The following is a 26,518-nucleotide window of genomic DNA, read 5'->3' on the forward strand; positions in this document are numbered from 1 at the left end:
GACGGGTGTGTTTAAATGGAAAAGATAAAGAATGTTTTCCAATCGTTAAAAACATGGCATAAGATGGTAATTGGTGCCGCACTTTTAGCGATTGTAACAGGAGTGCTTCTATACTTCACCTTGCCAGATAAATACGTTGTTGTATATCAAAATTTAAATGATGCAGATAAGCAAGAGATTACAGCAGAATTATCAAAGCTAGGTGTAGATTATCAGCTAGCCAATGATGGGTCGATTCAAGTTCCGACGAAAGATGCCCCGTGGATTCGAAAAGAAATGAATGGAATGGGGTTACCGTTTAATTCGAAAAGCGGTGAAGAAATTTTATTAGAAAGCTCTCTTGGCTCTAGTGAACAAGATAAGAAAATGAAACAGATTGTTGGTACAAAGAAACAACTTGAACAAGATATTGTAAGAAACTTTGCGACAGTGGAAAGTGCAAATGTACAAATTACATTGCCGGAGAAAGAAACAATTTTTGATGAAGAAAAAGCGAAGGGAACAGCAGCGATTACAGTAGGGGTAAAACGCGGGCAAATGTTAACAGAAGACCAAGTTGCAGGTATTCAGCAAATGATTAGTGCAGCGGTTCCTGGAGTAAAGCCAGAAGAAGTTAGTGTAATTGACAGTAAAAAAGGGATTATTTCAAAAGGTGCAGAGGCATCCAAGCATGCAAGTTCATCGTCTTATGAGAAAGAAGTAGAAATGCAGCAACAAATTGAAAATAAGCTAAAACAAGATATTGATGCAACGTTAATGACGATGTTTAAGCCAAATGAATTTAAAGTAAATACGAAAGTAACTGTCAATTATGATGAAGTGACACGACAAACTGAAAAATACGGTGATAAAGGCGTTCTTCGTAGCAAACAAGATCAGCAGGAACGCTCTACAGCTCAAGAAGGTGCAGAACCAAAAGAAGGCGCAGGTATTACAGCAAATGGTGAAGTGCCAAACTATGAAACAAGTAGTAAACAAAATGGCAAAGTCATTTATGATAATAATAATGGAAATAAAATAGAAAACTATGAAATTGATAAAACAGTTGAAACAATAAAAAAGCATCCAGAGTTAACAAAAACAAATGTAGTTGTATGGGTTGATAACGATACGTTAGTAAAGCGTAAAATGGATATGACTACATTTAAAGAAGCAATTGGAACAGCAGCAGGTTTACAAATTGATCCAAATGGTCAATTTACAAATGGACAAGTCAATGTTGTTACGGTTCAATTTGACCAACCAAAAGTAGAAAAAACAAAAGAGCCAGAAACAAGTGATTTTAACTGGTGGCTAATCGGAGGAATTGCTGGAGGGCTTCTTGCACTTGGTGGTTTCGTATGGTATTTCTTAGCAAGACGGAAGAAAAAGAAAGAAGAGGAATTAGAAGAGAATGCAGCGTTAGCGGAAGAAGAAGTAGCAGCTGCTAGTGAAACGATTCTGGAAATTCCAGAGGAAAAATTAGAACCAGAGCCAGAAGAAGAAACAGAACCAACATTGGATGAACAAGTAAAAGAAGCTTCGCAAGAACATATTGAAGGCACTGCAAAAGTGATTAAAAAATGGCTAAACGGACAGTAAGGGAGGAAAAGCGATGTTTGATGAAATATCCTCCAAAGAAAAAGCTGCCATCCTCATTCGTACATTAGACGAAGAGGTGGCAGCGAAAGTCATCGAATATATGACGGCTGAGGAAAAAGAGGTATTGCTTCGCGAAATTGCTAAGTTTCATGTATATAAACCTGAAATATTAGAAAATGTTTTAGGGGAATTTTTATATGAATTAAATGTGAAAGAACTAAATTTAGTTACACCAGATAAAGAGTATATTCGCCGCATCTTTAAAAATATGCCGGAAGAAGAATTAGAAAAACTATTAGAGGACCTTTGGTATAATAAAGATAATCCTTTTGAGTTCTTAAATTCCATTACGGATTTAGAACCGCTTTTAACAGTATTAAATGATGAATCACCGCAAACGATTGCCATTATTGCCTCTTACATTAAACCGCAGCTCGCTTCGCGATTAATTGAGAGATTGCCAGATTATAAGCGAGTAGAGACGGTAAGGGGTATCGCCAAACTTGAACAAGTGGATAGCGAATTAATTAGCCAAATTGGTGAACTCTTAAAAACGAAATTAAATAATATGGCATTTAGCGCCATTAATAAAACAGATGGCTTGAAGACGATTGTGAACATTTTAAATAATGTTTCCCGAGGTGTTGAAAAAACAGTCTTTCAAAAGCTGGATGAAGTGGATTATGAACTATCCGAAAAAATTAAAGAAAACATGTTTGTCTTTGAAGATCTACTTGGTCTTGACGACCTTGCACTTCGCCGCGTTCTAGAAGAAATTACAGATAATGGTGTAATCGCAAAAGCATTAAAAATTGCGAAAGAAGAAATCAAAGAAAAATTATTTACATGTATGTCTTCAAACCGTAGAGATATGATTCTCGAAGAATTAGATGGCTTAGGACCGCTTAAAATGACGGATGCTGAGAAAGCACAACAAATCATTACCGGTACGGTGAAAAAGCTAGAGAAAGAAGGACGAATTGTTATTCAAAGAGGTGAAGATGATGTCCTTATTTAAAAACAGAATTCCTAAGAATTCTGTTTCTTTTTCTAAAGAAACGTATGAATTACAATTTCCAAAACCAGATCCTATCTTGGTAGAGCATGAAGAAGTAAATGTCGATCATGCAGAATTACGTGCGCAGCAAGAAGCGCTGCATATAGAAATGAATGAGTTACGCAATCAGAAACAACTGCTAGAAGCAGAGCGCAATCAGCTTCAGGTCGAAAAAGAACAGTTTCAGCTACATGTTCAAGAGCAAATGAGACAACTGGAAGAAGCACGCAATCAGTTTCAAATCGAGCAAAAGGAAACAGCATATGAGTGGGCTGAATTATTATGGGAGCAATCGTTGCAACTTGCTGAAAAGATTGTAAATCAAGCGGTTGAGACAAAAGAATTAGACATACTTCCTATTTTAAAAGGAATTGTTCAAACGCTCCCAACCTCATTTGAAAAGTTAGTTATCACAGTTCATCCAGAAACATTTGAGCGCATGGAAGAAGAAAAGGAAAATACAAAAGAATATTGGCTATTAGAGCTTGTCGAATGGAAATATGATTTTTCATTGCAATTTGGTGAATTTGTCATTGAGGAAGAAAAAGAGTTTTTCGAATTTAAATTTAAACCTATATTTGAAAAACTTCGTCAAAAGTGGGAAGAACAAAAGATATTTGAGGAGCAAAATGTATGAGCAGATTGATGAATGAACATCGGAAGTGGAATGCATTTATCGAAACGCCGTTTTATACGAAAACAGGAAAAGTACATAGCGTGCAGGAACAGTTCTTTATTTCTAAAGGACCAAAAGCGAAAATCGGCGATGTTTGTCTTGTAGGAGAACATCGTGTGTTATGTGAAGTCATTGCGATTGAAAAGGAAAACAATATGTTGCTTCCATTTGAACAGACTGAGAAAGTATGCTATGGGGATTCTGTTACGTTAATTGCAGAAGACGTTGCAGTGCCTCGGGGAGAGCATTTACTAGGGAAAGTATTAAGTGCAAATGGTAAGATTTTAAACGAATCAAGCGAGAATGTCCCGCTTCAAAAAATGAAACTAGATGCACCGCCAATTCATGCGTTTGAGCGTGAGGAGATTACCGAAGTATTCGAAACAGGAATTAAATCGATTGATTCGATGTTAACGATTGGTATTGGTCAAAAAATTGGGATTTTCGCTGGTTCCGGTGTTGGGAAATCGACATTATTAGGAATGATTGCCAAAAACGCGAAAGCTGATATGAATGTCATTAGTTTAGTAGGAGAGCGTGGGCGCGAGGTAAAAGATTTCATTCGAAAGGAACTTGGCGAAGAGGGCATGAAGAAAAGTGTAATTGTTGTAGCAACTTCAGATGAAAGTCATCTCATGCAGCTTCGTGCTGCAAAACTAGCAACGTCTATTGCTGAATATTTTCGAGATCAAGGAAATAATGTTTTACTTATGATGGATTCTGTAACACGTTTTGCTGATGCAAGACGCAGCGTTGATATTGCAGTGAAAGAATTGCCGATTGGTGGAAAAACACTTTTAATGGAAAGTTATATGAAAAAATTATTGGAGCGTTCTGGAAAAACAAAAAAAGGATCTATAACGGGAATTTATACCGTTTTAGTTGATGGGGATGATTTAAATGGTCCCGTACCAGACTTAGCTCGCGGTATTTTAGATGGGCATATTGTATTAAAAAGAGAGCTAGCAACGCTTAATCATTATCCAGCTATTTCTGTATTAGATTCAGTAAGTAGGATTATGGAAGAAATCGTTTCGCCAGATCATTGGAAACTTGCGAATGAAATTAGAAAAATAATGTCTATTTATAAAGAAAACGAATTATATTTTAAATTAGGAACGATTCAAGAAAATGAAGAAAATGCTTACATTTTTGCATGTAAAAATAAAATAGAAGATATTTATACATTTTTAAAACAAGGTCGAACAGACAGTTATCCATTTCAAGAAACGGTACAAGCAATGGCTCATATTGTATAAAAGTCTTAAGGGTGCAATTGTATCTTTGTTTTTGAATATTTCACAGATTTTTTTTGAAAAAAACTATATAATAGAAAAAGGGAGCGTTATAATAGAAAGGGGCTATGAAAACAGGTGAATAAGCAGCAGTATGATACGATTAAATGGCAAATCAATCAAGAAAAAGAGCATATTTTGAAAGAAGTATATGAATTAACAACAGAAAAAAGAAAAATCGAACAGAAAAAAGAATATGATCTTTATGTTGTTCAGTCGCGCAGTCACATTGTTCAAGCTGAGAGACAAGTTATGGTTGGCATGCTTTCTTCTCATACTTTTTCACCTGAAAGAATAGAAGAATGGAATAGAAAAATACAAAAGATCGCTGGATTTATTAAGAAAAATGAAAGTTTTTTAGAACAAATAAAAGAAAAAGAACGTATCATTGATGAAATGTATCAAGAAGAATGTAAAAAAATCGCAAAAGAGCAAGAAAAATTAGAAGAAAAAACACTTCTTGATTTAAAAATGTGTATGAATAGATGAGGTGAATGTAGTGATTGATGCAGTATTGCCGGTACAAACGAGTTTACCTCCACAATCTAAAGAGCGAATCGTACGGCAAAAAGATGAGAATTCTTCTTTTGTAAGCAAAATGAATGAACAAGGTGAAAAAAAAACGACAACGAAGCGTGTAAAACAAGATGAAGTAAGAAGAGAAGAAGTGGGAGAAACGCCACTTGTAAAGAAAAAGGTAAGCAAAGAGAAAGAGCATGCCGCTGTGGAAACAAAAGAGCAGAAAACAACAACAGAATTACTGCTCGCTGTGTCAGAACAAATGGTTGCAATTGAGCAGTTACGTGTTCAACCAGAATTGTTATATCAATACATACAAAAAATACAGACGTTATACGAAACATACGGGAATATAAAATTAGAACAATTACCCCAAGCTGAATTACAAGAGTTACAAGCGTTTCTGGCTAACATAGATAGTAAGAATGCAATATGTTTAGAAGATACAATTCAAACGGTTTTAGAGAAAGTAACAATGCCGAATAACTTGTTACAAGTAGCGAATATGGTAGAGACAGAAACTTGTGATATTACAAAGAAGCAAGATGATATAGAGAAGGTAGAGGAACCGAACGTAGTGCGTGAAGAGCAACCAAAACAGGAGTTGCCAGAAATAGATTCTGTACGAACAGGAAGTGAATCGTTTGGTAAGCTTCATGTACAGGGGGCCGATCAAATGTACAAACAAAGTGGACAGGGAGAAAAAGTGACTCTTTCTGATTTAGGGAACAAGATGCGGGCACAAGTAGAGGCATTGCAAAAATTTGTTGTGAAGCAAGAGCGCGTGTTATTCCAATTAAACCCTGAAAAATTGGGGACGCTAACTGTGTTTATGAAAAAGCATGGAGAGCAAATTGAGGTGCATGTCGAGCTTGAAAAACATGATTCGAAAAAACGAGTGGAAATCATCTTTGATGAATTAAAACTAAAATTAAAAGAAAAAAATATTCATATTCAGCTTACTTATACAAATAAAGATGGAGAGCGAAAAGAACAAGAACAGCAGCAAAGGCAAAAACAAAGAAATACTTCTGAAAAGAAAAGAGTAGAAGAAAGCCGAAAATTTGCTGGACTATTGGAGGAATAAAGTATGCCAACAGTTGGATTACATACAACAAATACAAACCATCTTCCATTGCAAGCAGGAGTACAGACGAAGGATACAAAGGCCGTTAGTGGAACAGATGGGACAAAATCAGCAAATACGCAGCAAACACCTGGTGTTATGGGGAAGGACGATTTTCTTAAACTGTTTCTAACGAGCTTGCAATATCAAGATCCCTTTAATGCGATGGATATGAATCAAATGATGAATCAAATGTCACAGATGTCAATTATGGAACAAGTACAAAATATGACAAAGGCTGTAGATTCTCTTCGTACAACGATGTATACGACAGCGCTTGATGGAGGAATGAAGTTTCTTGGTAAGTATGTAAGAGGTGTTGATAATAATGGTCAGAAAGTGTCTGGTCAAGTAGATATTGTTCGCCTCGCTGCAAATAATGAAGTGCAACTTGTAGTTGACAAGCACGTTGTTTCGCTTCGCTTTGTTGAAAGTGTTTCTGATGAACCAATTTCTGAAACAAACTTAGTAGATGAAAAACAAGAGGGTACAGAAGAAACAGAAAAAGTGAAAGCAGAGCAAAAATAAGGAGGTATAGGAAAGATGATTAAATCATTGTATACAAGTATTACTGGAATGAATGCAACGCAAAATGCATTAAGTGTAACATCAAATAATATTGCGAACGCACAAACAATTGGCTATAAAAAACAAAAAGCAGTGTTTGATGACTTATTATACAATAATGCAATTGGGTCTAGAGGCGATGAAAATTACGCTGGAACGAATCCGAGAAGTATTGGTAACGGTGTAAAATTAAGCGGTACAGTTACAGATTTTAGCGATGGTACCATTTCATTAAACGGCGGAAAAATGCAAACAGCAATTGAAGGAAATGGATTTTTTGTTCTAGGTGATATAAAAGGTGGAAATATGGAATTTACACGAAAGGGTACGTTTGATATATCGTCTGATTATTATATTGTGAATTCAGAAGGGAAATATGTATTTGCGTATCCAGTTGATCCAGCTACAGGTCAAATAGATTCATCTGGTATTCCAGGACCGCTTCAAGTGCCAATGGGCACAGCAGTTGGCGGAATTCAAACAACAAAAGGAATCATTAAAGGGAACATTCCAGCGAATGAAACAGCAAAAGTGACACAAGAATTACCAATCTATGATGATGCCGGAAATACGTGGACGATGCGCGTAGAATTTACCAAAACGGGTGAACATCATTACAGCTACAAAGTACAATTACGTAACGATTCAAAAAAAGGTAACTTTGAGGATGTTCCAAATGGAACAGGTGAACTGAATTTTAATGACGTTGGAAATCCTGAGCCAAAACAACAAGGTGCGGATGTTCCGTTTAACGGTGGCAATATTCATTTAGATTTTAGTTCGATTACAAATCATCCAACAGATAAAACGTTATCTCCAGAAGGTGTAGACGGACGAGCTGCTGCAACAGTAAAAGATTGTTTCATTTCTGATGGTGGTTACGTAATGGTAAAATACTCTGACGGTAGTTTGAAAGCAGCTGGACAATTAGCAATCGCAATGTTTCCGAATAACGGTGGATTAATGAAAACAGGTAATGGAAACTATACAGCGACAAATTCAACGGGAATTTTAACATTAGGTGTATCTGGTCAAAACGGTTCCGGTCAAGTGCGCGGTAGTGCACAAGAAGCTTCAAATGTCGACTTATCTGTTGAGTTTGTTGATTTAATGCTATATCAACGTGGTTTCCAAGGAAATGCAAAAGTAATTAAAGTATCAGATGAAGTATTAAATGAAGTTGTCAATCTAATTAGATAGTGGATAAGTGTATCATATATCCAGTAGAGAGGGTTTCACATTTATATGACAAGACAAGAACGCATTTTACAATTGCCTTTTTTTCAAGATAAACAAGAACTTGCTCAGCAAATTATTCAGTTCGAGCGAACAGAGCATATATATTTACCGGATCAATTTATAATTAAGCAAGTTCCGCCGTACACATTTGGAGAAAAGAAGGCAGCGATTGGGCGCATTCATGAATTTTATTTTGTGGGCATTTGTCGTGAGAATCAATGGAAATATCAAGCATTTAAAGATGAAATGAAATGCCGTGAGTTTTTCGTTTCATTGCCTAACATTACAGATCAACAACTTGCTTTTTGGTTTAACAATATTGAACTATTAAAGACCGCGTAAAATCTATTCTGTAGTAGAAGGAGTGAAAAGGCATGGCATCAAATAAATATCGCGTTACATTTATTTCACCAAGTGAAAGCGAACAGCGCACTGTGATGACAGCAAATAGTTTACCGGATTTGATTCGAAAAGTAGAAAATATTATTGCTGATCCAAATGGTTACTTTGAAAATGATAAAAAGAATAACTGTTATTTCAAAGTAATGAAGGAAAATGTCACGTTTATTCAATATGAATTGCTATTTTCTCATAAGGAAATTCATATGGAAAAATTAAAACATATTGCACCAGCTATTTGGCAGAAGCTTTTTCAAAAAGTAAAGGACCCGGAACTATATGCGCTGTCCCTTCTCGATAGCGATGTAGAGACGAAAGAATATATCATAGCGCAAATGGACTTAGAATTTCGAATAAGAGTAGAGAAAGAGATTGCAAAAAGATGGGAAACAGCACCATCGGAGATTGTTGAGGCACAAGAAATATTATTAGAAGAGCTCTCTTCTTTTATTCAAGAATAGTTGTAATAGAAAATAAGACATCTATCTGTATATTCTTGCTATTCGGATAGATGCCTTTTATACTTAATGAAGCCTAATAAATATATATATAGAATTATCGAAAGGGGAGTGACACTTATATGTCACAAGCGCAAAGCATTTTATTAGAGAGCGGAACAAATGAATTAGAAATTGTTACATACACAGTTGGCGAAAACTTATTTAGCATTAATGTGATGAAAGTACGCGAAATTATCAATCCATTTCCCGTTACTTCTGTGCCAGAATCACATCATGCCGTAGAAGGTGTCGTTCAAGTGCGCGGTGAAATTTTACCGGTTATTAATCTTGCAACAGCGCTGAACTTAAAATCGACAAAACCACTTGATCAAACAAAGTTTATTATTTCGGAATTAAATCAAATGAAAGTTATTTTCCGCGTAGATGAAGTGCATCGTATTCAGCGCATTTCTTGGGAACAAATTGATGAACCTGCTTCCTTATCAATGGGACTTGAAGAAACAACATCCGGTATTGTGAAACTAGATGGAAAAATCATTTTACTATTAGATTATGAAAAAATTGTTTGTGAAATTAGTAATTCTGGTTATGAAGCGCAAAAACTAACAGGGCTTGAACAAAAAACAGATCGCAGTGAAAAAATTATTTACATTGCTGAAGATTCAGCAATGCTTCGTCAAATATTAGAAGAAACATTATCAGCAGCTGGATATAAAAAAATAAACTTCTTTAGCAACGGGGCCGAAGCATTAGCACAAATTGAAAAATTAGCAAGAGAACAAGGCGAGAAAATGTTCGAGAATATTCATCTGCTGATTACTGATATTGAAATGCCGAAAATGGATGGACACCATTTAACAAAAGTAATCAAAGATCATGAAGTGATGAGTAAATTACCAGTCGTTATTTTCTCTTCTTTAATTACAAGTGAACTGTACCATAAAGGAGAAGCTGTTGGAGCGAATGCACAAGTAAGTAAACCGGATATTCAAGAGTTAATCGGTTTAGTTGATAAGCTCGTTTTATAAAGAAAAACTTCTATGAGAAAATAGTATACGCTCGATCTTATCGTAACCTCTCAGTTCAATAGGAAGCTGGGGGGTTTTTTATCTGAAGCACAAAAAGACGATTTTTCTATTTGAATTGAAAAATAGCATGTTCGCGCTGCGTAAAACCGCAAGATTTTTTCGGTGAAGCTGTAAGAATTATATTATATAATTTACATGAAAAGATTTTTTATGTAAATAAGAAAAAATATTTCAAGTTTAATAAAATGTATAACAATAAGAATATGATTTATTCTATTTTGATAGTTTTTATACATTTTTGTATGTTTATTATTTGACAGACAATTTCGAAATGTTATATTATGGATTTGGGAATTTCAATTTCTAGAAGAAAATGGAGTAAATATAAGAATTGTGAAAAAATGAGAGGGGAGTGACGCAGATTATGTATCACCATAAAGCAATTAATGTATTACATCTTTTAAAAAACATGTCAAATCATAAAAAAAATAATATACATTTAGAATCAGAATTTAAAAAAATAGAGCAACAATTTCAAGTTGGATATGAAGAGTTGATTGATTTATATAATAAAATGGTATTATTTCAAATGGATATCGAAAAACATGGTGGAATGTCAATATACGAAAAAACAAATATTATATGGTTAAAGTCTGAACTGGAGCTATTGTATGCAGTCTATCAATTTTGTCAGCGACATCAGCTAAATATCGTGAATATTTCAAAGTATATAAGTAAAAAAGAGTTGAATCTGTTTCCAAAAACAGAAAGTCAATTGCAAAATACGTATTATAAATTGAAAAAAGAAGAACTACCATTTGCCGATATAAAAAAACAAAAGCCAGGGCGTAAGCGTAAATACGTGCCGCTTCCAGAACAAGTGCTAGAGCGGGAACAAGAGCAGCAAAAAGCAGCAAGCGAAACAATTTCGAAAGTCGAGCTGGAACACAATCTCGTTACTGTATTATCAGGAATTGCGAGTAACTTTGAAACAATTAGTGAACATCATGAGATGAAAGAGCGGGAACTACATCAGTTTATGGAAGGGATTTATAAGCTTTCTAGTATTGCTTCAAAGCGTATAAAAGAAGAAGAGAATGCAAATAGTTTAGAAGATGAAATTGCATCCTTGCGAAGAGAAAATGAACGACTGCAGCGTGAAAAAGAAGAACTTATTAACGATATGAAAGAAATGACGCATCATTTAATTCATTTCATCACAAGTTCGGATATTGATCAAATTCGTTCGCTTCCGTATTTTGTAAGTGTATGCAAGCAAGATTTACATAAACTAGGATTATATAACGCGCAAGACGGAAAAATGAAAATTATGGTTGATCGAAGCGGACAAGTGATGACAATGTCACGTTAAAAAATTGGGTACAAAATAAAAGGGAGATACATAGCGGATATGTATTTCCCTTTTATTTTGTAATTACGATTGGAGCAATTTTATAATCATATGCGGGACTTGATTTGCTTGTGAAACCATGGTTAGCGCCACTTCTGTTAAGAGTTTATCTTTCACAAAGTCACTCATTTCTTCCGCTATATCAGCATCTTCTATGCGAGAGGCGGCATCTGTAAGTGCGATACTTTGCGTATGCAAATTTTCAATTTGAAACTGCAATCGATTCATCATCGCACCAATATCGGCGCGGTGCAGCATTATATTTTGTAAAGCTGCTTCTATTTTTACAAGGACAGCCCTTGCTTCTTGTTCTGTTGAAATCTTGATGTCATTTTGACGAGAGGAAAGGGGAGAGTGGTTTTCTTTTTTTGAGATATGAATTGTATGTCCGAGGTCATCAAGTGCAACATGACGAGCTTGTCCATTAAATACAGGTAAGTCGTTATATTCCGTTGTTTCATCAATATAACGAACTTCTTCATATAATGTTTGAAACTCCTGATTGAGTGCCTCTCGATTTTGCTTTGAATTTGTACCATTTGCTGATTGCACGGCTAAATGACGCATGCGCTGTAATATATTTGTTACGGTTTGGAGCGCCGCTTCTGCCACTTGCAACATCGAAATTGCATCCTCATTATTTCGAATTGCTACGTGCATACCACTCGCTCTCGCATGCATACGAGTTACAATCTCAACATTAGCAGGGTGATCAGAAGCATGATTCAGCTTCTTACCGGTTGCTAAATGCTCCATCGCAACATTCATACCATTTTCATTCTCATATAGCGACCATCTAGCATTCATACTGAAAACATTCGTACCAATACGCATAATAGACACTCCTTATAAATTGATATAAAGTTGATGTTCGAAAACGAATAAACGGCTAATGTTCACATTATCTTTTTGATTTCATATATAGGAAGAAGACAAAATAGATCGTGACTTCATCTAAAAACTTTAATGTTTATCTATATAGAAAAAATAAACCTCTCCGCAAGCAGAGAGGTTTATGTATACATACTCACGAAATGGATTATTGTAATAATTTAGATACCATTTGTGGAGTTTGGTTTGCTTGAGAAAGCATGCTAATACCAGCTTCGTTCAAGATTTTGAACTTCGTCATTTCAGACATTTCTTTCGCCATATCAGCGTCTTCGATTTGAGAAGCAGCTGCAGCCATGCTAGTAGATTGGCTTTTTAAGTTTGTTACGTTAAAGTCTAGGCGGTTTAATGTAGCACCTAGAGTTGCGCGGCTAGATGCGATTTTTTCTAAGGCAGCATCAATTGATGCAATTGCTGCATTAGGATCGCCAATTGCTACCTTTGATGGGTCAAACGCCTGACCTAGGGCTTTAGCAGCGTCTTGAACATCGGACAGCACAGGGGTAGCAGCGGAGGCTTTAGTATTGTAGTCCTTAAGTGCGTCAGTTACCGCTTTAACATCAGCATCAGACATGAAGGCTTTAACTTTTTTGAATTCCTGCATAGCATTTTGAACTTCAGTCTCTACATCGTTGACGCTAGAAGCAGATGTATTTGCAAGAGCAGAAAATATATTTGCAACATCATTAACTGTTTGTTGTGATGTACCGCTAATAATTTTCAAGTCATCAATTTGTAATCCTGTTGTAGAAACGTCTGTTAATTGAATGTCAATTTTTTTACCTTTATCAGCGTTATCTAATGTTTGAATTGCAATAGTTTGGTTGGAGCCATCTAATAATTTTTTATCGTTAAATTCAGTGTTTGCAGAGATATAATTGATTTGCTCTTTTAATGCATCGAATTCTTTATTTAATGCTGCTTGGTTTCCATTAGTATTTGTACCGTTTGCAGATTGGTTTGCAAGGTCACGCATACGAAGTAAGATGTTTGATACTGAGTTCATTGCTGAGTCAGCTGTACGGATTAATGACATACCGTCTTGTGTGTTGTTAGCAGCTACGTTTAGACCGCTTTCACGTGCACGCATGCGAGTTGCGATTGCAAGACCTGCTGCATCGTCAGCAGCGTTGTTAATGCGTTTCCCGCTTGATAAACGGTCCATTGCAGTGCTCATTTTTGCTTGGTTTTGGCGCATATATTCTTGTGTGCGCATACTGTTAATGTTTGTATTAATTCTCATGTGAAAGAACCTCCATTTTTTTATATTGATTTTTCTGCAAATTGAAAAACAGCAATATACAAAAAAATCGATTTCGAGATTTATTGTAATCCTTGCTATGATAGGTGTCAACTAAAAATTCGGATTAATGAATATGGAAAAATAGTATTTTAACAATTTAGCCATTTTTTTATTACAATTTTATCAAAAAGGATTATTGCAAACTTTTTTAAAAAACTCTAATATTAGATTATCTTTGTTTACCAAAAAGGTGATATTATGGAGATTGGGAATATAGTAAAAGAAGTTCTTTCTTATAAGAAGGGACAAATCGAGAGAAAGTTAAGCAGTCCGCAAGCATTCGTTAGCAGTCGCTTTCAAGAAACGTTGCAAAGTGCTGTAGTAAAGGAAGGAAAAGCGAATGAGCAGACTAAAACGAAAAGTGAACAAGTAGAAGATAAAAATCCGCCTGTGGAAACGTCTAAGCGAAAGGAAGCTGAGCCGGTTCAAGTTGCACAGAAAGAAATGGTACGGCGTTTCCCAGAATTGCGTGATGAGACTGCTGATATGTGGGGGTTAACGAAGAAGTATAATATTCAAAAAATACGTTCCGAACATGAAGGGAAGTATATGGATATTATTGATCGGGTGAGTCGTACATATGGAATTCCGAAAACATTAATTCAAAAAATGATTGAAGTAGAATCGGACTTTAATCCGAAAACGGTATCCCACGCTGGTGCGAAGGGATTAATGCAGCTCATGCCAGAAAATGTGAGAGAACTTGGTGTGCAAAATCCATTTTCACCAGCGGAAAGTATTGAAGCTGGGGTAAAAGAGCTCGCTGGGTATTTGAAAAAAAATAACGGCGATCTCGTTTTAGCGCTTGCTTCTTATAATGCTGGCCCCGGCAATGTAAGAAAGTATGGAGGTGTGCCTCCGTTTAAAGAAACAGAAGGATATATTAAAAAAATATTAAATATCGATGTTTCAAAATAAAAAATTTCATCACATACAAGAAAGATATGAAATTGTTGTGAACATGATAGGGGAGTTGGCTAGATTTGAAATTACAAGATGATATTCCGTTAACAATTTATTTTGAAATTGGCAAAACGAAAAAGAAAATTGAAGATCTGCTTCATATTACGAAAGGGACATTGTATCGTCTTGAAGATTCAACGAAAAATACGGTTCGTCTTATGCTGGAGAATGAAGAGATTGGTACCGGGAAAATTTTGACGAAAAACGGAAAAATGTACGTTGAAATTGTTGAATTGAAAGGATAGGGAAGGGGATTTTCATGAGTGGCGATAAATTAAGCCAAGAGCAAATTGATGCGCTGCTGAAGGCGATGAATGATGGGTCGGAGATGCCTGTTTTCGCGCAAGAGGCAGATAAGAAAGAGAAATTTCAAGAATACGATTTTAATAGGCCAGAGAAATTTGGTGTGGAGCATTTACGAAGCTTACAAGCGATTGCAGCGAGTTTTGGAAAGCAAACGTCACAGTCGCTTGCGGCGCGGATGCGCATTCCAATTGAACTAGAGCCATCAACTGTAGAACAAGTTCCATTTACAAGTGAGTATGTGGAGAAAATGCCGAAAGATTATTATTTATATTGCGTGATTGATCTTGGATTACCGGAGCTTGGGGAAATTGTAATTGAGATGGATCTTGCATTTATTATTTATATTCATGAATGTTGGCTTGGCGGGGATAGTAAGCGTGATTTTTCTATACGTAGACCGCTAACAGCGTTCGAGTTTTTAACACTTGATAATGTTTTCTCGATTCTTTGTAAAAATTTAGAGCAATCATTTGAAAGCATTGTAGCGATTCAGCCGAAGTTTGTGACGACGGAGACGGATCCCAATGCATTAAAGATTACGACAGCGAGTGATATTATTTCCTTACTTAATGTGAATTTGAAAACAGAGTATTGGAATACGACCGTTCGCATTGGGATTCCGTTCTTATCTGTTGAAGATATTATGGATAAGTTAACATCTGAAAATATTGTGGAGCATTCTTCTGATAAGCGGAAAAAGTATACGTCAGAAGTAGAAGCAAAGGTTCATCAAGTGTATAAACCGATTCATATAGCGCTAGGTGAACAGAAGATGACAATTGGCGAGCTGGAGCAAATTGAAGAAGGTGATATTATCCCGCTTCATACGAAAGTAACCGATCAATTGTGCGGTTATGTTGACGGGAAACATAAGTTTAATTGCTTTATCGGAAAAGATAAAACGCGTAAAGCATTTTTGTTTAAAAGTTTTGTAGAATAGGAGGGATTGTATGAAGCATGAAGTGTCACCTGTATCATTAATGAGTTTAGAAGAATACGCAATTCAGCGGGAGGAGCAAGCGAAAGCACATATTGATACCGTTTCGGATATTTCAATTGAGCTCGGTGTGAAACTTGGGAAAGCGTCGGTTCAGCTTGGCGATGTGAAGAATTTAAAAGTTGGTGATGTACTCGAGGTTGAGAAAAACCTTGGTCATAAAGTCGATGTATATTTAAGCGATATAAAAGTCGGCATTGGAGAAGCAATTGTGATGGATGAACAGTTTGGTATTATTATTTCAGAAATTGAAGCCGATAAGAAACAAGCTGCGCTTTTAAAGGCGCAAAGACAAGTACAGGAAAAAGAGTAGAGGAGGAGTCATATGTCGTATATGACGACCTTATTGCAAGTTGTATTACTGTTTGGTGTTCTCGGGTATGGTGCGTACTATATGACAAAGAGGACGCGCAAACAGCAGTTTTTTAAACAAGGCGAGAACGGTCATATTCAAGTAAAGGACGGCTTGTATTTAAATCACCAAACGAGCGCCTTTTTATTTGAAGTGGACGGAAAGCAAGTGTTCACTGTTGTAAGTCAGAACGGTGTACAATCTGTGCAATTAACAGGAAATCAGTTTCAACAAGCGCTAGAAGATGCGGTAAAGAGTGAAATGAAAAAAGTAGAGGATCCATCATGAGAATAAAGAAAAATTTATCGTTAGTTGCGGTCATTTTTGTATTTTCTATTATTTTTTCTATTATTTTTGCAAATCCAGCGTATGCGGAGCCAAATGGCTTTATTGATTTTGAAAATGGGAAAGAGTTTACGAGCAATTCAAGTGTACAGTTATTTGCACTTGTAACGCTTTTATCACTATCTTCTTCTATTGTTCTTCTTTTCACGCACTTTACATATTTTATGATTGTCCTTGGGATTACAAGACAAGGGCTTGGCGTCATGAATTTACCACCAAACCAAGTGCTTGTTGGTTTAGCACTCTTTTTATCGCTATTTACGATGCAGCCGGTGTTAGGGCAATTAAAAGGTGATGTGTGGGATCCGATGACGAAGGAGAAAATAACAGTTAGCCAAGCGGCTGAAAAGACCGCGCCTATTATGAAGGAGTATATGGCTAAGCATACGTATAAGCATGATTTAAAAATGATGCTGAAAGTGCGCGGAGAAGAGTTGCCGAAAAATATGAAAGACATTTCGTTATTTACGCTCGTTCCATCGTTTACATTAACGCAAATTCAAAAAGGTTTGCTGACGGGGATGTTCATTTATTTAGCGTTTGTCTTTATCGATTTAATTATTAGTACGCTATTAATGTATCTTGGGATGATGATGGTGCCGCCGATGATTTTAAGTTTACCGTTTAAAATACTCGTTTTCATATATTTAGGTGGATATACAAAAATCGTCGATATTATGTTTAAAACGGTCGCCTAAAGCGGGCAAGATTTTGATGTTATGTGATAGGAGTCATATAAATGAATACATCACCAATTATAGATATTTTCCAATCCTTTTTTTATAAAGGAGTGATGATACTATTGCCGATTGCAGGCGTTAGTATGGTTGTTGTTGTCGTGATTGCTGTTATAATGGCGATGATGCAAATTCAAGAACAAACGCTGACCTTTTTGCCAAAAATGGCGAGTATTGTGCTTGTGATTATCATTTTAGGTCCGTGGATGTTTCAAGAATTAACGACACTTATTTTAGATTTGTTTGATAAAATTCCGTCGCTACTGCGCTCGTATTAAAGATGGGTGAATGAAATGAATATGGAGTTATGGGCAGCTACATTTTTTGCATTTTGCCGTATTACGTCATTTTTATATTTTTTACCGTTTTTTTCAGGGCGTTCTGTTCCAGCGATGGCAAAGGTTACATTTGGATTAGGGCTTTCGATTACAGTGGCTGACAAAGTGGATGTTTCTCATATTCAAACCGTATGGGATGTAGTAGCATACGCCGGAACACAAATTGTAATCGGTTTAGCGCTGTCAAAAATCGTCGAAATGCTGTGGAACATTCCGAAAATGGCAGGTCATATTTTAGATTTTGATATTGGATTGTCACAGGCGAGTTTATTTGATGTGAATGCCGGGGCACAATCGACTTTATTATCAACGATTTTTGATATATTTTTCCTCATTATTTTTATTTCATTAGGCGGCATTGATTATTTCGTTGCCACGATTTTAAAGTCGTTTCAATATACAGAGGCGATTTCAAAATTGCTCACAACAAACTTTTTAGATAGTTTGCTAGCGACATTATTATTTGCGATTACATCAGCGGTAGAAATTGTTCTTCCGCTCATGGGGAGCTTGTTTATTATTAACTTTGTTCTCATTTTAATTGCAAAGAACGCACCGCAATTAAACGTCTTTATGAACGCATATGTCATTAAAATTACGTGCGGGATTTTATTTATTGCGATGAGTGTACCAATGCTCGGCTATGTTTTTAAAAATATGACGGATACGTTGCTTGAGGAATATACAAAACTATTTAACTTTTTCTTAACAAAGTAGGGGGCGCATATGGCAAAGGATAATAAAACAGAAAAGGCCACCCCGCAGAAGCGCAAAAAATCGCGTGAAGAAGGGAATATTGCCCGAAGTAAAGATTTAAATAATTTATTCTCGATTCTCGTACTAGCAGTTGTCGTTTATTTTTTTGGAGATTGGCTTGGCTATGAAATTGCCAATTCTGTTGCGGTGCTGTTTAATCAAATTGGTAAAAATGCCGATACGACGGAGTATTTCTATTTAATGGGAATACTGCTTCTGAAAGTATCAGTACCCGTTTTCATCCTCGTTTATGCGTTTCATCTGTTTAATTATATGATCCAAGTTGGTTTTTTATTTTCGTCTAAAATTATTAAACCGAAAGCATCGCGCATTAATCCGAAAAATTATTTTACGAGATTATTTAGCCGGAAAAGTTTAGTCGATATTGTAAAGTCATTGTTTTATATGGTGTTAATCGGCTATGTTGCGTACGTTCTGTTTAAAAAGAATTTAGAGAAAATTGTCAGTATGATTGGGTTTAACTGGACCGCATCACTAACAGAAATTATTAGCCAAATTAAATTGATTTTTTTAGCCATTTTAATCATTTTAATTGTTCTTTCTATTATTGATTTCATTTATCAAAAATGGGAGTATGAGCAAGATATTAAAATGAAAAAAGAAGAAGTAAAGCAAGAGCATAAAGATAATGAAGGAGACCCGCAAGTAAAGGGAAAGCGAAAAAACTTTATGCATGCTATCTTACAAGGAACGATTGCGAAGAAAATGGATGGTGCAACGTTTATTGTTAATAACCCAACACATATTTCCGTAGCGCTTCGCTACAACAAACATGTGGATGCTGCGCCAATTGTTGTCGCAAAGGGAGAAGATGAGCTCGCATTATATATGCGTACGCTTGCTAGGGAACAAGAAATACCAATGGTAGAAAATCGCCCGCTTGCTCGGTCCTTATATTACCAAGTGGAAGAAGATGAGGCGATACCAGAAGATTTATATGTAGCTGTCATTGAAGTTATGCGCTATTTAATTCAAACGAAACAAATTGAAGTATAAAAGCGCGTTTGGAGGCGATCTCTTTGTTTAAGATAGATTCTGCAAGAACCTATTTTTCTATCTTTTTAGCAGCGTCATTCGTCGTGGCGCTCTTAATTCCACTTCCGCCCTTTATACTTGATATAATTATCGTCTTTTTATTAAGCATGGCAGTGCTTATTTATATGCGAGCAACAAGTATTAAAGAGTGGGACGAATTAAAGTCATTTCCGACCATGCTGTTATTAATCGGGATTTTCCGCGTATCGATTAACGTTTCGACAACGCGGGCGATTTTAACAAACGGGAATGCAGGTCATGTTATTGAAGAGTTTGGTCAGTTTGTAATTGGTGGGAACTTATTAATTGGTATCGTTATTTTTACGGTGTTAATTATTTTCCAGTTTATTGTTGCAAATGGTGCATCTCGTACCGCTGAAGTTGCAGCTCGTTTTACACTGGATTCTTTACCAGGGAAGCAAATGTCTATTGATGCTGATTTAAACCAGCGTATTATTACAGAAAAAGATGCACAAGACAAACGAAAAAAATTAAATATGGAAACAGAGTTTTACGGAGCGATGGATGGTGCCGGAAAGTTCATTAAAGGGGACGTTATTTTCGGGATTGTCATTTTATTCGTGAACATTATTTTCGGCTTAATTGTCGGCATGATGCAGCAGGGGATGAGTTTTTCTGAAGCTGCGCTTCATTATACGCAGTTAACTGTCGGCGATGGAATCGTCAACCAAATCGGTTCATTAATGCTTGCGATTTCAACAGGGATTATCGTAACGCGAGTATTTGACGGTTCACCTGATACAGTAAGTGAAGGAATCTTTAAAGAGTTAATGGCGCATGAAGTTGTTGTCTATGCGCTTGGCGGTCTCTTTATGGCAATGGGGATCTTTACGCCGCTTCCATTCTTACCATTTGCGCTTGTTGGTGGCGGAATTATTTTCTTAGGCATTCGCAATAAAAAACGTATGGAAAAAGAAAAAGAAGCGGAAATGCAAAAAGAATTAGAAATGATTCAAAACGATGAAGATCAGCTAAAGCAAGTGGAAGATTCATTCGGTGTATTTACAGATAAATATCCAATCATCGTCGAACTTGGCTTGGATTTAGCGGCGCTAGTTAAGCAGAAGATTAATGGGGAAACAGCCCGTGATAAAGTTGTTCTCATGAGGAAATCGATTATTACAGATCTTGGGATCAATGTACCAGGAATTAACTTTAAAGATAATACGAGCTTTAGACCGCGCGGGCGCTATATGATTCGAATTAAAGGAGCGAAAGTTGCTGAAGGGGTGTTGAAATCGGGTTATTTATTAGCGCTGAAGACGCCTAATGTGATGGCTGATTTAGATGCAGAACCAGCAAAAGATCCAATATTTGGTGAAGATGGATATTGGATTTTAGAACATATGGTACAAGATGCACAGATGAAAGGGTACCAAGTATTAGAACCACTCAGCATCTTAATTACACATTTAGATGTTATTATACGTCGCAATCTTCATGAGTTAATTCAGCGTCAACATGTGAAAGATTTAATTCAATCGCTTGAAAACGACCACGGTGTTCTATTAGAAGAAATTAAGAAGAAAGAAATTGATTTATCACTTGTTCAAAACGTGATTAAGCAGCTTTTAAAAGAAGGAATTTCAATTCGGGATTTACCAACAATTATGGAAGGGATTATTGATGGAAAAGAAGTTTATCAAAATCACGTTGATGGGGTTACTTCATTTGTGCGCGAATGTATTTCAAAAGTCATTTGTGAACATGCGAAAAATCCTGATGGGAAAATTTATGCGGCGCTATTCTCTGATTCTCTTGAGTTAGATGCAGATGTTGTGAATAACTCCTATCAAGGTTATTTATTAAACTGGGATTTAGAATTGGAAACGCGCGTTATAGAACAAGTACAGCACATCTTTAAACAAGCGCGTTTAATGGGAAGAGAGCCCGTTTTATTAACGCGCCGCAAAGATTTTCGATTTGGGATTGTAAGACTTCTTGAACGATATCAAATAGAAGCAAAGGTGTTATGTATTAGTGAACTTGCGCCAGAAATTGTTGTAGATCAAATTGCTTATATCGAATAGTAAGGAGGTGAGATTGTGGAAATGAACGAGAAAAAAGAAGCGCTTAAGCTCATTAAGGCTGCTTCAAAAAACGAATTATACCGCAAATTGTTTGAGCAATATGGTGATAATTATTATTATGTCGTCGATGAAAGTGTAAAGCGAAGTATTCCGTTCTTTTGGAAAAAGAAATATGAAATGTTGGTTGCTTTTCCAGAAGATAAGAAAAAGGAAGAGGAGACAAAAGTGCCAGAATTTCATGAACAATTGATGGGGGCTGTTCATGAAGGTTCAACGGAAGTTACGCGGGCAAACGATATTGGAGAGGTGCTTCATAATTTAGAACATCGAGTGACTTCGATTCCGTACGCAGCCATTCAGATGGGAAATAGTGAGGAATGGGCCAGAAAGAAACAGCGATTATTACAAATGTTCGAGCGAGGAATTACGGTTGTGAAACAGACGGCGCAAGCGCAGCATCCGAAAGGAAAGCCGCAACATATGACGCCTGCTGAACAGGAGCGCGAGGAAGTTCTCGTGAAAGAAAGGACTAAACAATCTGTACCATTTATTATTCAAAAAGTGATTCGTCTGCTAGAACAAAATGAAGTTGAACCATATTTTATTAACGCATATGCGGAAAAAATGAAAATGAAGTTTAAACATGCGACGATGATTACAGAAGAAGAAGTGATCACGTTTATATTGGAAGATATGGAGTCGCATTTTTATACAGAAAATATATTTGAAAAAGATGTACAAACGATTGCTTTAATTGGACCAACAGGAGTGGGAAAAACGACAACAATTGCCAAAATGGCTTGGCAGCTTCATGGTCAAAAGAAAACGGTTGGTTTTATTACAACGGATCATTCCCGAATTGGAACGGTGCAACAGTTGCAAGAGTATGTGAAAGCAATTGGGGCAGAAGTAATTGCAGTTCGTGATGAAGCGGCTATGGAAAGAGCTCTTACGTATTTTAAAGAAGAGGTACGCATGGATTATATCTTCATTGACACAGCTGGGCAAAATTATCGTACAGCAGAAACAGTCGCAGAAATGATTGAAATGATGAAACGAGTGAATCCTGATTCTATCTGTTTAACATTATCAGCGTCGATGAAAAGTAAAGATATGATTGAAATCATTACGAATTTTAAAGAAATTCATATTGACGGAATTATATTTACAAAGTTTGATGAAACAGCAAGTAGCGGTGAGTTGTTAAAAATTCCAGCAGTCTCATCAGCTCCGATTGTCTTAATGACAGATGGGCAAGATGTGAAGCAACATATACATATCGCTACAGCAGAACATTTAGCAAAACAGATGTTATATACATCATAAGAAAAGAGGTGTAGAATAAGGCACTTGTCTTATTCAAATTCGTATGAACGGTATTTATATAGGTTCTATGGGTATGATGAATTACATACAGTGCATTAATGTACATGCAAATAACGTAGCAAACGCACAAACACCTGGTTTTAAAGCGGAAAATCTAACTTCTAAAGTATTTGATTCACAAAATACGTACCGTCTTGGAGATGGACCAAGTACATCGGTTGGTACAACGGATTATGCAGTTGTGCCAGCCGCAACACATGTGAATTTAATACAAGGAAGTGTGCAAATTACAAATCGTCCTACAGATTTTTACTTAGATGATGGGACATCGGGAACTGCCTCATTTTTTGTGACTTCCAAAGGTGGAGAAACATTTTTAACGAGAGATGGTCAGTTTACAATAAATGAGGATCGCTATTTACAAACATCATCGGGTGCTTATGTCCTTGGAGAGAATCATGAGCGTATTCGTATTCCGGAAGGGACAAAGGTCAAAGTGCAAGAAGACGGTATGCTATATGACGCGGTGTCACAAAATCATATTGCTCGTTTGCAAACGAAGATGGTAAATACGGAAGTAAATGCACGCCTTGTGCAGCGAGAAAATAAAAGCTTTACACTCGCAGAGGGGGATATTGCTGATTTGCCAAATGGAACAGGAGCGGTTCGTAACTACATGCTAGAAAATTCAAATGTAGATATGACGAAAGAAATGGCAGATATTATGACCAATCAAAAGATGGTCCAAGCTTCACAACGTATTATGACATCATTTGATAAAATTTATGAAAAAGAAGCGAATGAAATATTACGTTAATTTAAAAATCCCATTCTTTAGTAGAGAAGAATGGGATTTTTTCATAAATCATTCGTATTAAATATGAATGATTCGTTTTGCTTTTTCTGCTAGTTGTAAATCATGCGTTACAAATACAACCGTTTTGCCGTTATCGTTCATTTTTTTTAAGAGGTCAAATACTTGATCTCGATTTTTTTCGTCTAAATTACCTGTTGGTTCATCCGCGAAAACATAGTTGCACTTTTTAATAAGGATGCGAGCTAAAGCAATTCTTTGTTGTTCACCACCGCTTAATTCAAAGATTTTCTTCTTTTCATAGCCAACAAGATTTACTTCTTGTAAAGCGGCTTTTATTTTTTCACGTTTATTCATATGAGGCTGATACTTTAAAGCAATCAATAAATTTTTTTCAACTGTTTCATTTTCAATTAATGCATAATTTTGGAATAAGTAACCAAATTCGTTCCTTTGTAAGAGTAAAATTTGTTTTTTAGTAGGATTTGTAATCTTATCAATAATAATATCACCAGCGTCCGCTTTTTCTAATAGCCCCATTATGTTTAATAATGTTGTTTTACCACGACCGCTTTCTCCAACAATAGCAACAAAATCTTGATCTTCAATTTTTAAATGAAAGTTTTCTAGTATTTTTTTTCCGCGAAATTGTTTATGAATATTTTTTAATTCAATCAATGTTAATGCTCTCCTTTTATAATGGAATGGAATGTGTTATTACTAATTTTTTGATCAAATACAGTTCCAAAAACAAATTCTAAAAGTATGACAAACAGTCCTGTTAAGAAAGGGAGTATGTTACCAAGATAGACATACATGCTGATCGTTGGAATAAAGTTAATCGCAAATAGCAACAAAATAAGCGAAGTATTTCTAGCAAAAGCGCTATATCCAAATAATTTTTGTACATATAGTTTAAATTTATTTTTTTGATAATATGTTGCTACTACATTATAGGTTAAGAGCAAGTTGGATAAGATGAGTGTCACAATAAAAATTGTTATCTTCTCTTTCTCTCTTTTTAAATCTTGAATTGCTTGACCGTGCTTATCATAGAGTGAATCTACATGTTGAATGGATGACTGAACGTTGCTGTTAGAAATAGTCGGCAAAATGGTGCTATAAGCATCATGATTGTCGGAATAAAAATAGAAACATCTTGAAACATAAGATAAATAGAAGGAATTATCGAAATAACCAGTATCGATAATTGCAATTGGATCGGTAACGATATTGTTATGTTCTACTTCCGCATTTGGATCATAAGTAAAGTAGTTTTGGTGATCTTTCACGTAGATCACATTGACAGATAGATCTTGTTCCTTCGTTGTATTTTTCGCTTTCCCTAGTGCTTCATTATAAATATTTTCGACTTCCACTTGTTGAAAATAAAAATGCTGCCGGTAATTTTTCTTAATTTCTTTTTCAAACTTCCTTAGTTTTTCTGGAACAAGTATATTCATGACATTCTTTTTTCTTATTATTTTTTTATCCATTGTACCATCTACGGAATCAATCGGGTTATAGTGTAGATAATTTTCATTGATTGTTATGCTTTTTCCATTTGGAGAGAGAGCCGGGTCCTCACCATTTGCATTTAAATGATATGTGTATTCACCGTTCACTTTATAATAGTTTGAAGCATCTATGAGAAAGCCTTTATGCTCTTTTTCCATTTTTGTATAGAAGTCTTTTATCAGCTTACCTGTTTGATATTCTATTTTTCTATCATGCTCACCATTAAAAGTTACCGAAGTAGCGTACATGTTTTTTGTCTGTTTCCATGAAGATAAACTAGCTAATTTTTGATTTAGCTCGTTTGCTAGTTCGTTCCATTGATGAACAGAGAAAAGAAGAACGAAAATAAAGGTGAGCTTTAGGCCATAATTTAAAATCATAATAAGAGTATAAGGCTTTTCTCCTTTTATTTTGGAGACATTGGTGTTATTAGAAAATAGAAAAACAATCATAAAAATAGCAGGGATTGTTAATGTGAACACAAATAAAAGTGTAAAAATCCAAAATAGGCATGTTAAGTACAAAAAGTAATTTGTACCATTATGTAAAAGGGAATAGATGCTAGCTAACAAATATCCTGTGAAACTAGCAAGTACGATAGGCTTTGTTAGCAATAAGAAAACATGCGCAATGATTCTCGAGATAGAATATCCAAATACTCTTATAATGCTTAATTCTTTTAATCGATTTATTAGATAATGAGCAATGGCAATGTAAAGGCAGAGAATCACTAAGCCAATGATTATCATTTGGGATACATTGAAATGAAACATAGAAGGATGATTCTCACTAAACACTTCTGCATTCGCAACTTCTTTATTTAACTCGGTTACTAAATCGTGAATTTTCTGTTTATCTTGGGTAGAAACATAATATAGACCATTCCCACTGAAATTTGTATTGGAATCTAAATGCTTAATTGTCATGTTTAATTGTGGATCAATTTGTTTGATTACACCACTTTGCTGTTTATCTTTGCTTTGCGATGTACTAAGAAATTCCCCTGAATGTAGCGTCGGTAATGTTCCTTCCTTTATGTCCACTTGGTTATGTAAACTTACGTCTGTTGTATATATCGTAAGATTTTTTTCACTTGTAAAAATGTACTTTGAAATACTAACATCATATTTTTTTGCTATTTTTTGAAAGAATGCAATGTAATTTTCTGAATGTGGCTTTGCATCTTGGAAATTTAATAAAATACTTGTTGTATTTTTATATAATAGTTGATTTGTTTTGTATTCTTTAAAGGTGTCCAATCCGAAAATTCCTAGTAGGAATAATAAAGTGGTAAACAAGATATAAATGATTTTTCTCATAATTATTTCTCCCTAAAATGAACTTTTTCCCAATCATATCATTAAATATGTGGAAAGAGAAGCCGTGATCAAGTGATTCAGAAGAAA

At 35.6% G+C, this 26,518-nt stretch carries 27 protein-coding genes and 2 pseudogenes; 25 read left to right on the plus strand and 4 right to left on the minus strand.

Features of this window, described 5'->3' with window-relative positions; genetic code table 11:
• Positions 1-15: 15 nt before the first annotated feature.
• From fliF to MR059_RS22140, 13 genes and pseudogenes are all read left to right on the plus strand, one after another.
• Positions 16-1,581: a flagellar basal-body MS-ring/collar protein FliF gene (fliF, locus tag MR059_RS01680; RefSeq protein WP_087094753.1), complete on the plus strand. Its 1,566-nt coding sequence runs from the start codon at positions 16-18 to the stop codon at positions 1,579-1,581.
• 13 nt (positions 1,582-1,594) lie between these two features.
• Positions 1,595-2,599 (plus strand): flagellar motor switch protein FliG, encoded by a 1,005-nt coding sequence (fliG, locus tag MR059_RS01685; RefSeq protein ID WP_087094754.1) that lies wholly within the window; start codon positions 1,595-1,597, stop codon positions 2,597-2,599.
• Entirely contained in the window at positions 2,586-3,275 is a 690-nt protein-coding gene (locus MR059_RS01690; protein WP_087094755.1) for a FliH/SctL family protein, read from the plus strand. Before fliG ends, MR059_RS01690 begins: the two co-directional genes overlap by 14 nt.
• On the plus strand, positions 3,272-4,573 hold the full coding sequence (locus MR059_RS01695; protein ID WP_087094756.1) for a flagellar protein export ATPase FliI: 1,302 nt from the start codon (positions 3,272-3,274) through the stop codon (positions 4,571-4,573). Before MR059_RS01690 ends, MR059_RS01695 begins: the two co-directional genes overlap by 4 nt.
• 114 nt (positions 4,574-4,687) lie before the next feature.
• A complete protein-coding gene (locus tag MR059_RS01700; protein WP_087094757.1) occupies positions 4,688-5,098 on the plus strand; it encodes a cytoplasmic protein in 411 nt (136 codons plus the stop codon).
• Positions 5,091-6,215, plus strand: a complete 1,125-nt coding sequence (locus tag MR059_RS01705; RefSeq protein WP_087094758.1) for a flagellar hook-length control protein FliK — start codon at positions 5,091-5,093, stop codon at positions 6,213-6,215. Before MR059_RS01700 ends, MR059_RS01705 begins: the two co-directional genes overlap by 8 nt.
• Before the next feature lie 3 nt (positions 6,216-6,218).
• Positions 6,219-6,782: a flagellar hook assembly protein FlgD gene (locus MR059_RS01710; protein ID WP_087094759.1), complete on the plus strand. Its 564-nt coding sequence runs from the start codon at positions 6,219-6,221 to the stop codon at positions 6,780-6,782.
• Between the two features lie 15 nt (positions 6,783-6,797).
• On the plus strand, positions 6,798-8,021 hold the full coding sequence (locus MR059_RS01715; RefSeq protein WP_087094760.1) for a flagellar hook protein FlgE: 1,224 nt from the start codon (positions 6,798-6,800) through the stop codon (positions 8,019-8,021).
• Positions 8,022-8,066: 45 nt separating this feature from the next.
• On the plus strand, positions 8,067-8,402 hold the full coding sequence (locus MR059_RS01720; protein WP_087094761.1) for a DUF3964 family protein: 336 nt from the start codon (positions 8,067-8,069) through the stop codon (positions 8,400-8,402).
• Between the two features lie 32 nt (positions 8,403-8,434).
• Complete coding sequence (locus tag MR059_RS01725; protein WP_087094762.1) at positions 8,435-8,920, plus strand: LysR family transcriptional regulator; 486 nt, start codon at positions 8,435-8,437, stop codon at positions 8,918-8,920.
• Between the two features lie 119 nt (positions 8,921-9,039).
• Positions 9,040-9,948, plus strand: coding sequence for a chemotaxis protein (locus MR059_RS01730; protein ID WP_087094763.1), 909 nt, complete (start codon positions 9,040-9,042; stop codon positions 9,946-9,948).
• A gap of 424 nt (positions 9,949-10,372) precedes the next feature.
• Positions 10,373-10,820, plus strand: a pseudogene (locus tag MR059_RS22135) (DNA-binding domain-containing protein); the annotation flags it as partial.
• A 65-nt stretch (positions 10,821-10,885) separates the two neighbouring features.
• A pseudogene (locus MR059_RS22140) lies at positions 10,886-11,320 on the plus strand (DNA-binding domain-containing protein); the annotation flags it as partial.
• A 63-nt stretch (positions 11,321-11,383) separates the two neighbouring features.
• Here MR059_RS22140 and MR059_RS01740 read toward each other — a convergent pair.
• Together MR059_RS01740 and MR059_RS01745 are read right to left on the minus strand one after the other, a co-directional pair.
• Positions 11,384-12,193, minus strand: coding sequence for a flagellin N-terminal helical domain-containing protein (locus MR059_RS01740; RefSeq protein ID WP_087094765.1), 810 nt, complete (start codon positions 12,191-12,193; stop codon positions 11,384-11,386).
• Between the two features lie 205 nt (positions 12,194-12,398).
• Entirely contained in the window at positions 12,399-13,493 is a 1,095-nt protein-coding gene (locus MR059_RS01745) for a flagellin N-terminal helical domain-containing protein (protein ID WP_242161436.1), read from the minus strand.
• A 258-nt stretch (positions 13,494-13,751) separates the two neighbouring features.
• Between MR059_RS01745 and MR059_RS01750 the strand changes: the two genes are divergently transcribed.
• The 12 genes from MR059_RS01750 to MR059_RS01805 all read left to right on the plus strand — a co-directional run bounded on the left by MR059_RS01750 (position 13,752) and on the right by MR059_RS01805 (position 23,597).
• Positions 13,752-14,471, plus strand: coding sequence for a lytic transglycosylase domain-containing protein (locus tag MR059_RS01750; RefSeq protein ID WP_087094767.1), 720 nt, complete (start codon positions 13,752-13,754; stop codon positions 14,469-14,471).
• A 65-nt stretch (positions 14,472-14,536) separates the two neighbouring features.
• Positions 14,537-14,761 (plus strand): flagellar motor switch protein FliN, encoded by a 225-nt coding sequence (locus MR059_RS01755; protein ID WP_012093869.1) that lies wholly within the window; start codon positions 14,537-14,539, stop codon positions 14,759-14,761.
• 14 nt (positions 14,762-14,775) lie between these two features.
• The gene (gene fliM, locus MR059_RS01760) at positions 14,776-15,762 is read left to right on the plus strand and encodes a flagellar motor switch protein FliM (protein ID WP_012093870.1); all 987 of its coding nucleotides are present in this window, start codon (positions 14,776-14,778) and stop codon (positions 15,760-15,762) included.
• Positions 15,763-15,772: 10 nt separating this feature from the next.
• The gene (locus tag MR059_RS01765; RefSeq protein ID WP_012093871.1) at positions 15,773-16,132 is read left to right on the plus strand and encodes a flagellar motor switch protein FliN; all 360 of its coding nucleotides are present in this window, start codon (positions 15,773-15,775) and stop codon (positions 16,130-16,132) included.
• A 12-nt stretch (positions 16,133-16,144) separates the two neighbouring features.
• Positions 16,145-16,459, plus strand: a complete 315-nt coding sequence (locus MR059_RS01770; RefSeq protein ID WP_012093872.1) for a flagellar motor switch protein FliN — start codon at positions 16,145-16,147, stop codon at positions 16,457-16,459.
• A complete protein-coding gene (locus tag MR059_RS01775) occupies positions 16,456-17,214 on the plus strand; it encodes a flagellar type III secretion system pore protein FliP (protein WP_012093873.1) in 759 nt (252 codons plus the stop codon). Before MR059_RS01770 ends, MR059_RS01775 begins: the two co-directional genes overlap by 4 nt.
• A gap of 41 nt (positions 17,215-17,255) precedes the next feature.
• Positions 17,256-17,531, plus strand: coding sequence for a flagellar biosynthetic protein FliQ (locus MR059_RS01780; RefSeq protein WP_012093874.1), 276 nt, complete (start codon positions 17,256-17,258; stop codon positions 17,529-17,531).
• A gap of 15 nt (positions 17,532-17,546) precedes the next feature.
• Entirely contained in the window at positions 17,547-18,308 is a 762-nt protein-coding gene (locus MR059_RS01785; protein ID WP_087094768.1) for a flagellar biosynthetic protein FliR, read from the plus strand.
• A 9-nt stretch (positions 18,309-18,317) separates the two neighbouring features.
• Positions 18,318-19,364 carry a flagellar type III secretion system protein FlhB gene (gene flhB / locus MR059_RS01790; RefSeq protein WP_012093876.1) on the plus strand — a complete coding sequence of 349 codons (1,047 nt, stop codon included), beginning with the start codon at positions 18,318-18,320 and terminating at the stop codon, positions 19,362-19,364.
• Between the two features lie 23 nt (positions 19,365-19,387).
• A complete protein-coding gene (flhA, locus tag MR059_RS01795) occupies positions 19,388-21,454 on the plus strand; it encodes a flagellar biosynthesis protein FlhA (RefSeq protein ID WP_012093877.1) in 2,067 nt (688 codons plus the stop codon).
• Between the two features lie 15 nt (positions 21,455-21,469).
• Positions 21,470-22,780 (plus strand): flagellar biosynthesis protein FlhF, encoded by a 1,311-nt coding sequence (locus tag MR059_RS01800; RefSeq protein ID WP_242161438.1) that lies wholly within the window; start codon positions 21,470-21,472, stop codon positions 22,778-22,780.
• 43 nt (positions 22,781-22,823) lie between these two features.
• Positions 22,824-23,597 (plus strand): flagellar basal-body rod protein FlgG, encoded by a 774-nt coding sequence (locus tag MR059_RS01805; RefSeq protein ID WP_277927642.1) that lies wholly within the window; start codon positions 22,824-22,826, stop codon positions 23,595-23,597.
• 57 nt (positions 23,598-23,654) lie between these two features.
• Here the strand turns inward: MR059_RS01805 and MR059_RS01810 are convergent, their stop codons facing one another.
• Positions 23,655-24,272 (minus strand): putative bacteriocin export ABC transporter, encoded by a 618-nt coding sequence (locus MR059_RS01810; RefSeq protein WP_012093880.1) that lies wholly within the window; start codon positions 24,270-24,272, stop codon positions 23,655-23,657.
• A 2-nt stretch (positions 24,273-24,274) separates the two neighbouring features.
• Positions 24,275-26,431: a bacteriocin-associated integral membrane family protein gene (locus tag MR059_RS01815; protein ID WP_012093881.1), complete on the minus strand. Its 2,157-nt coding sequence runs from the start codon at positions 26,429-26,431 to the stop codon at positions 24,275-24,277.
• Positions 26,432-26,518: the final 87 nt, after the last annotated feature.

The organism is Bacillus cereus group sp. BfR-BA-01522 (assembly GCF_022662635.1).
Classification (GTDB): Bacteria; Bacillota; Bacilli; order Bacillales; family Bacillaceae_G; genus Bacillus_A; species Bacillus_A cytotoxicus.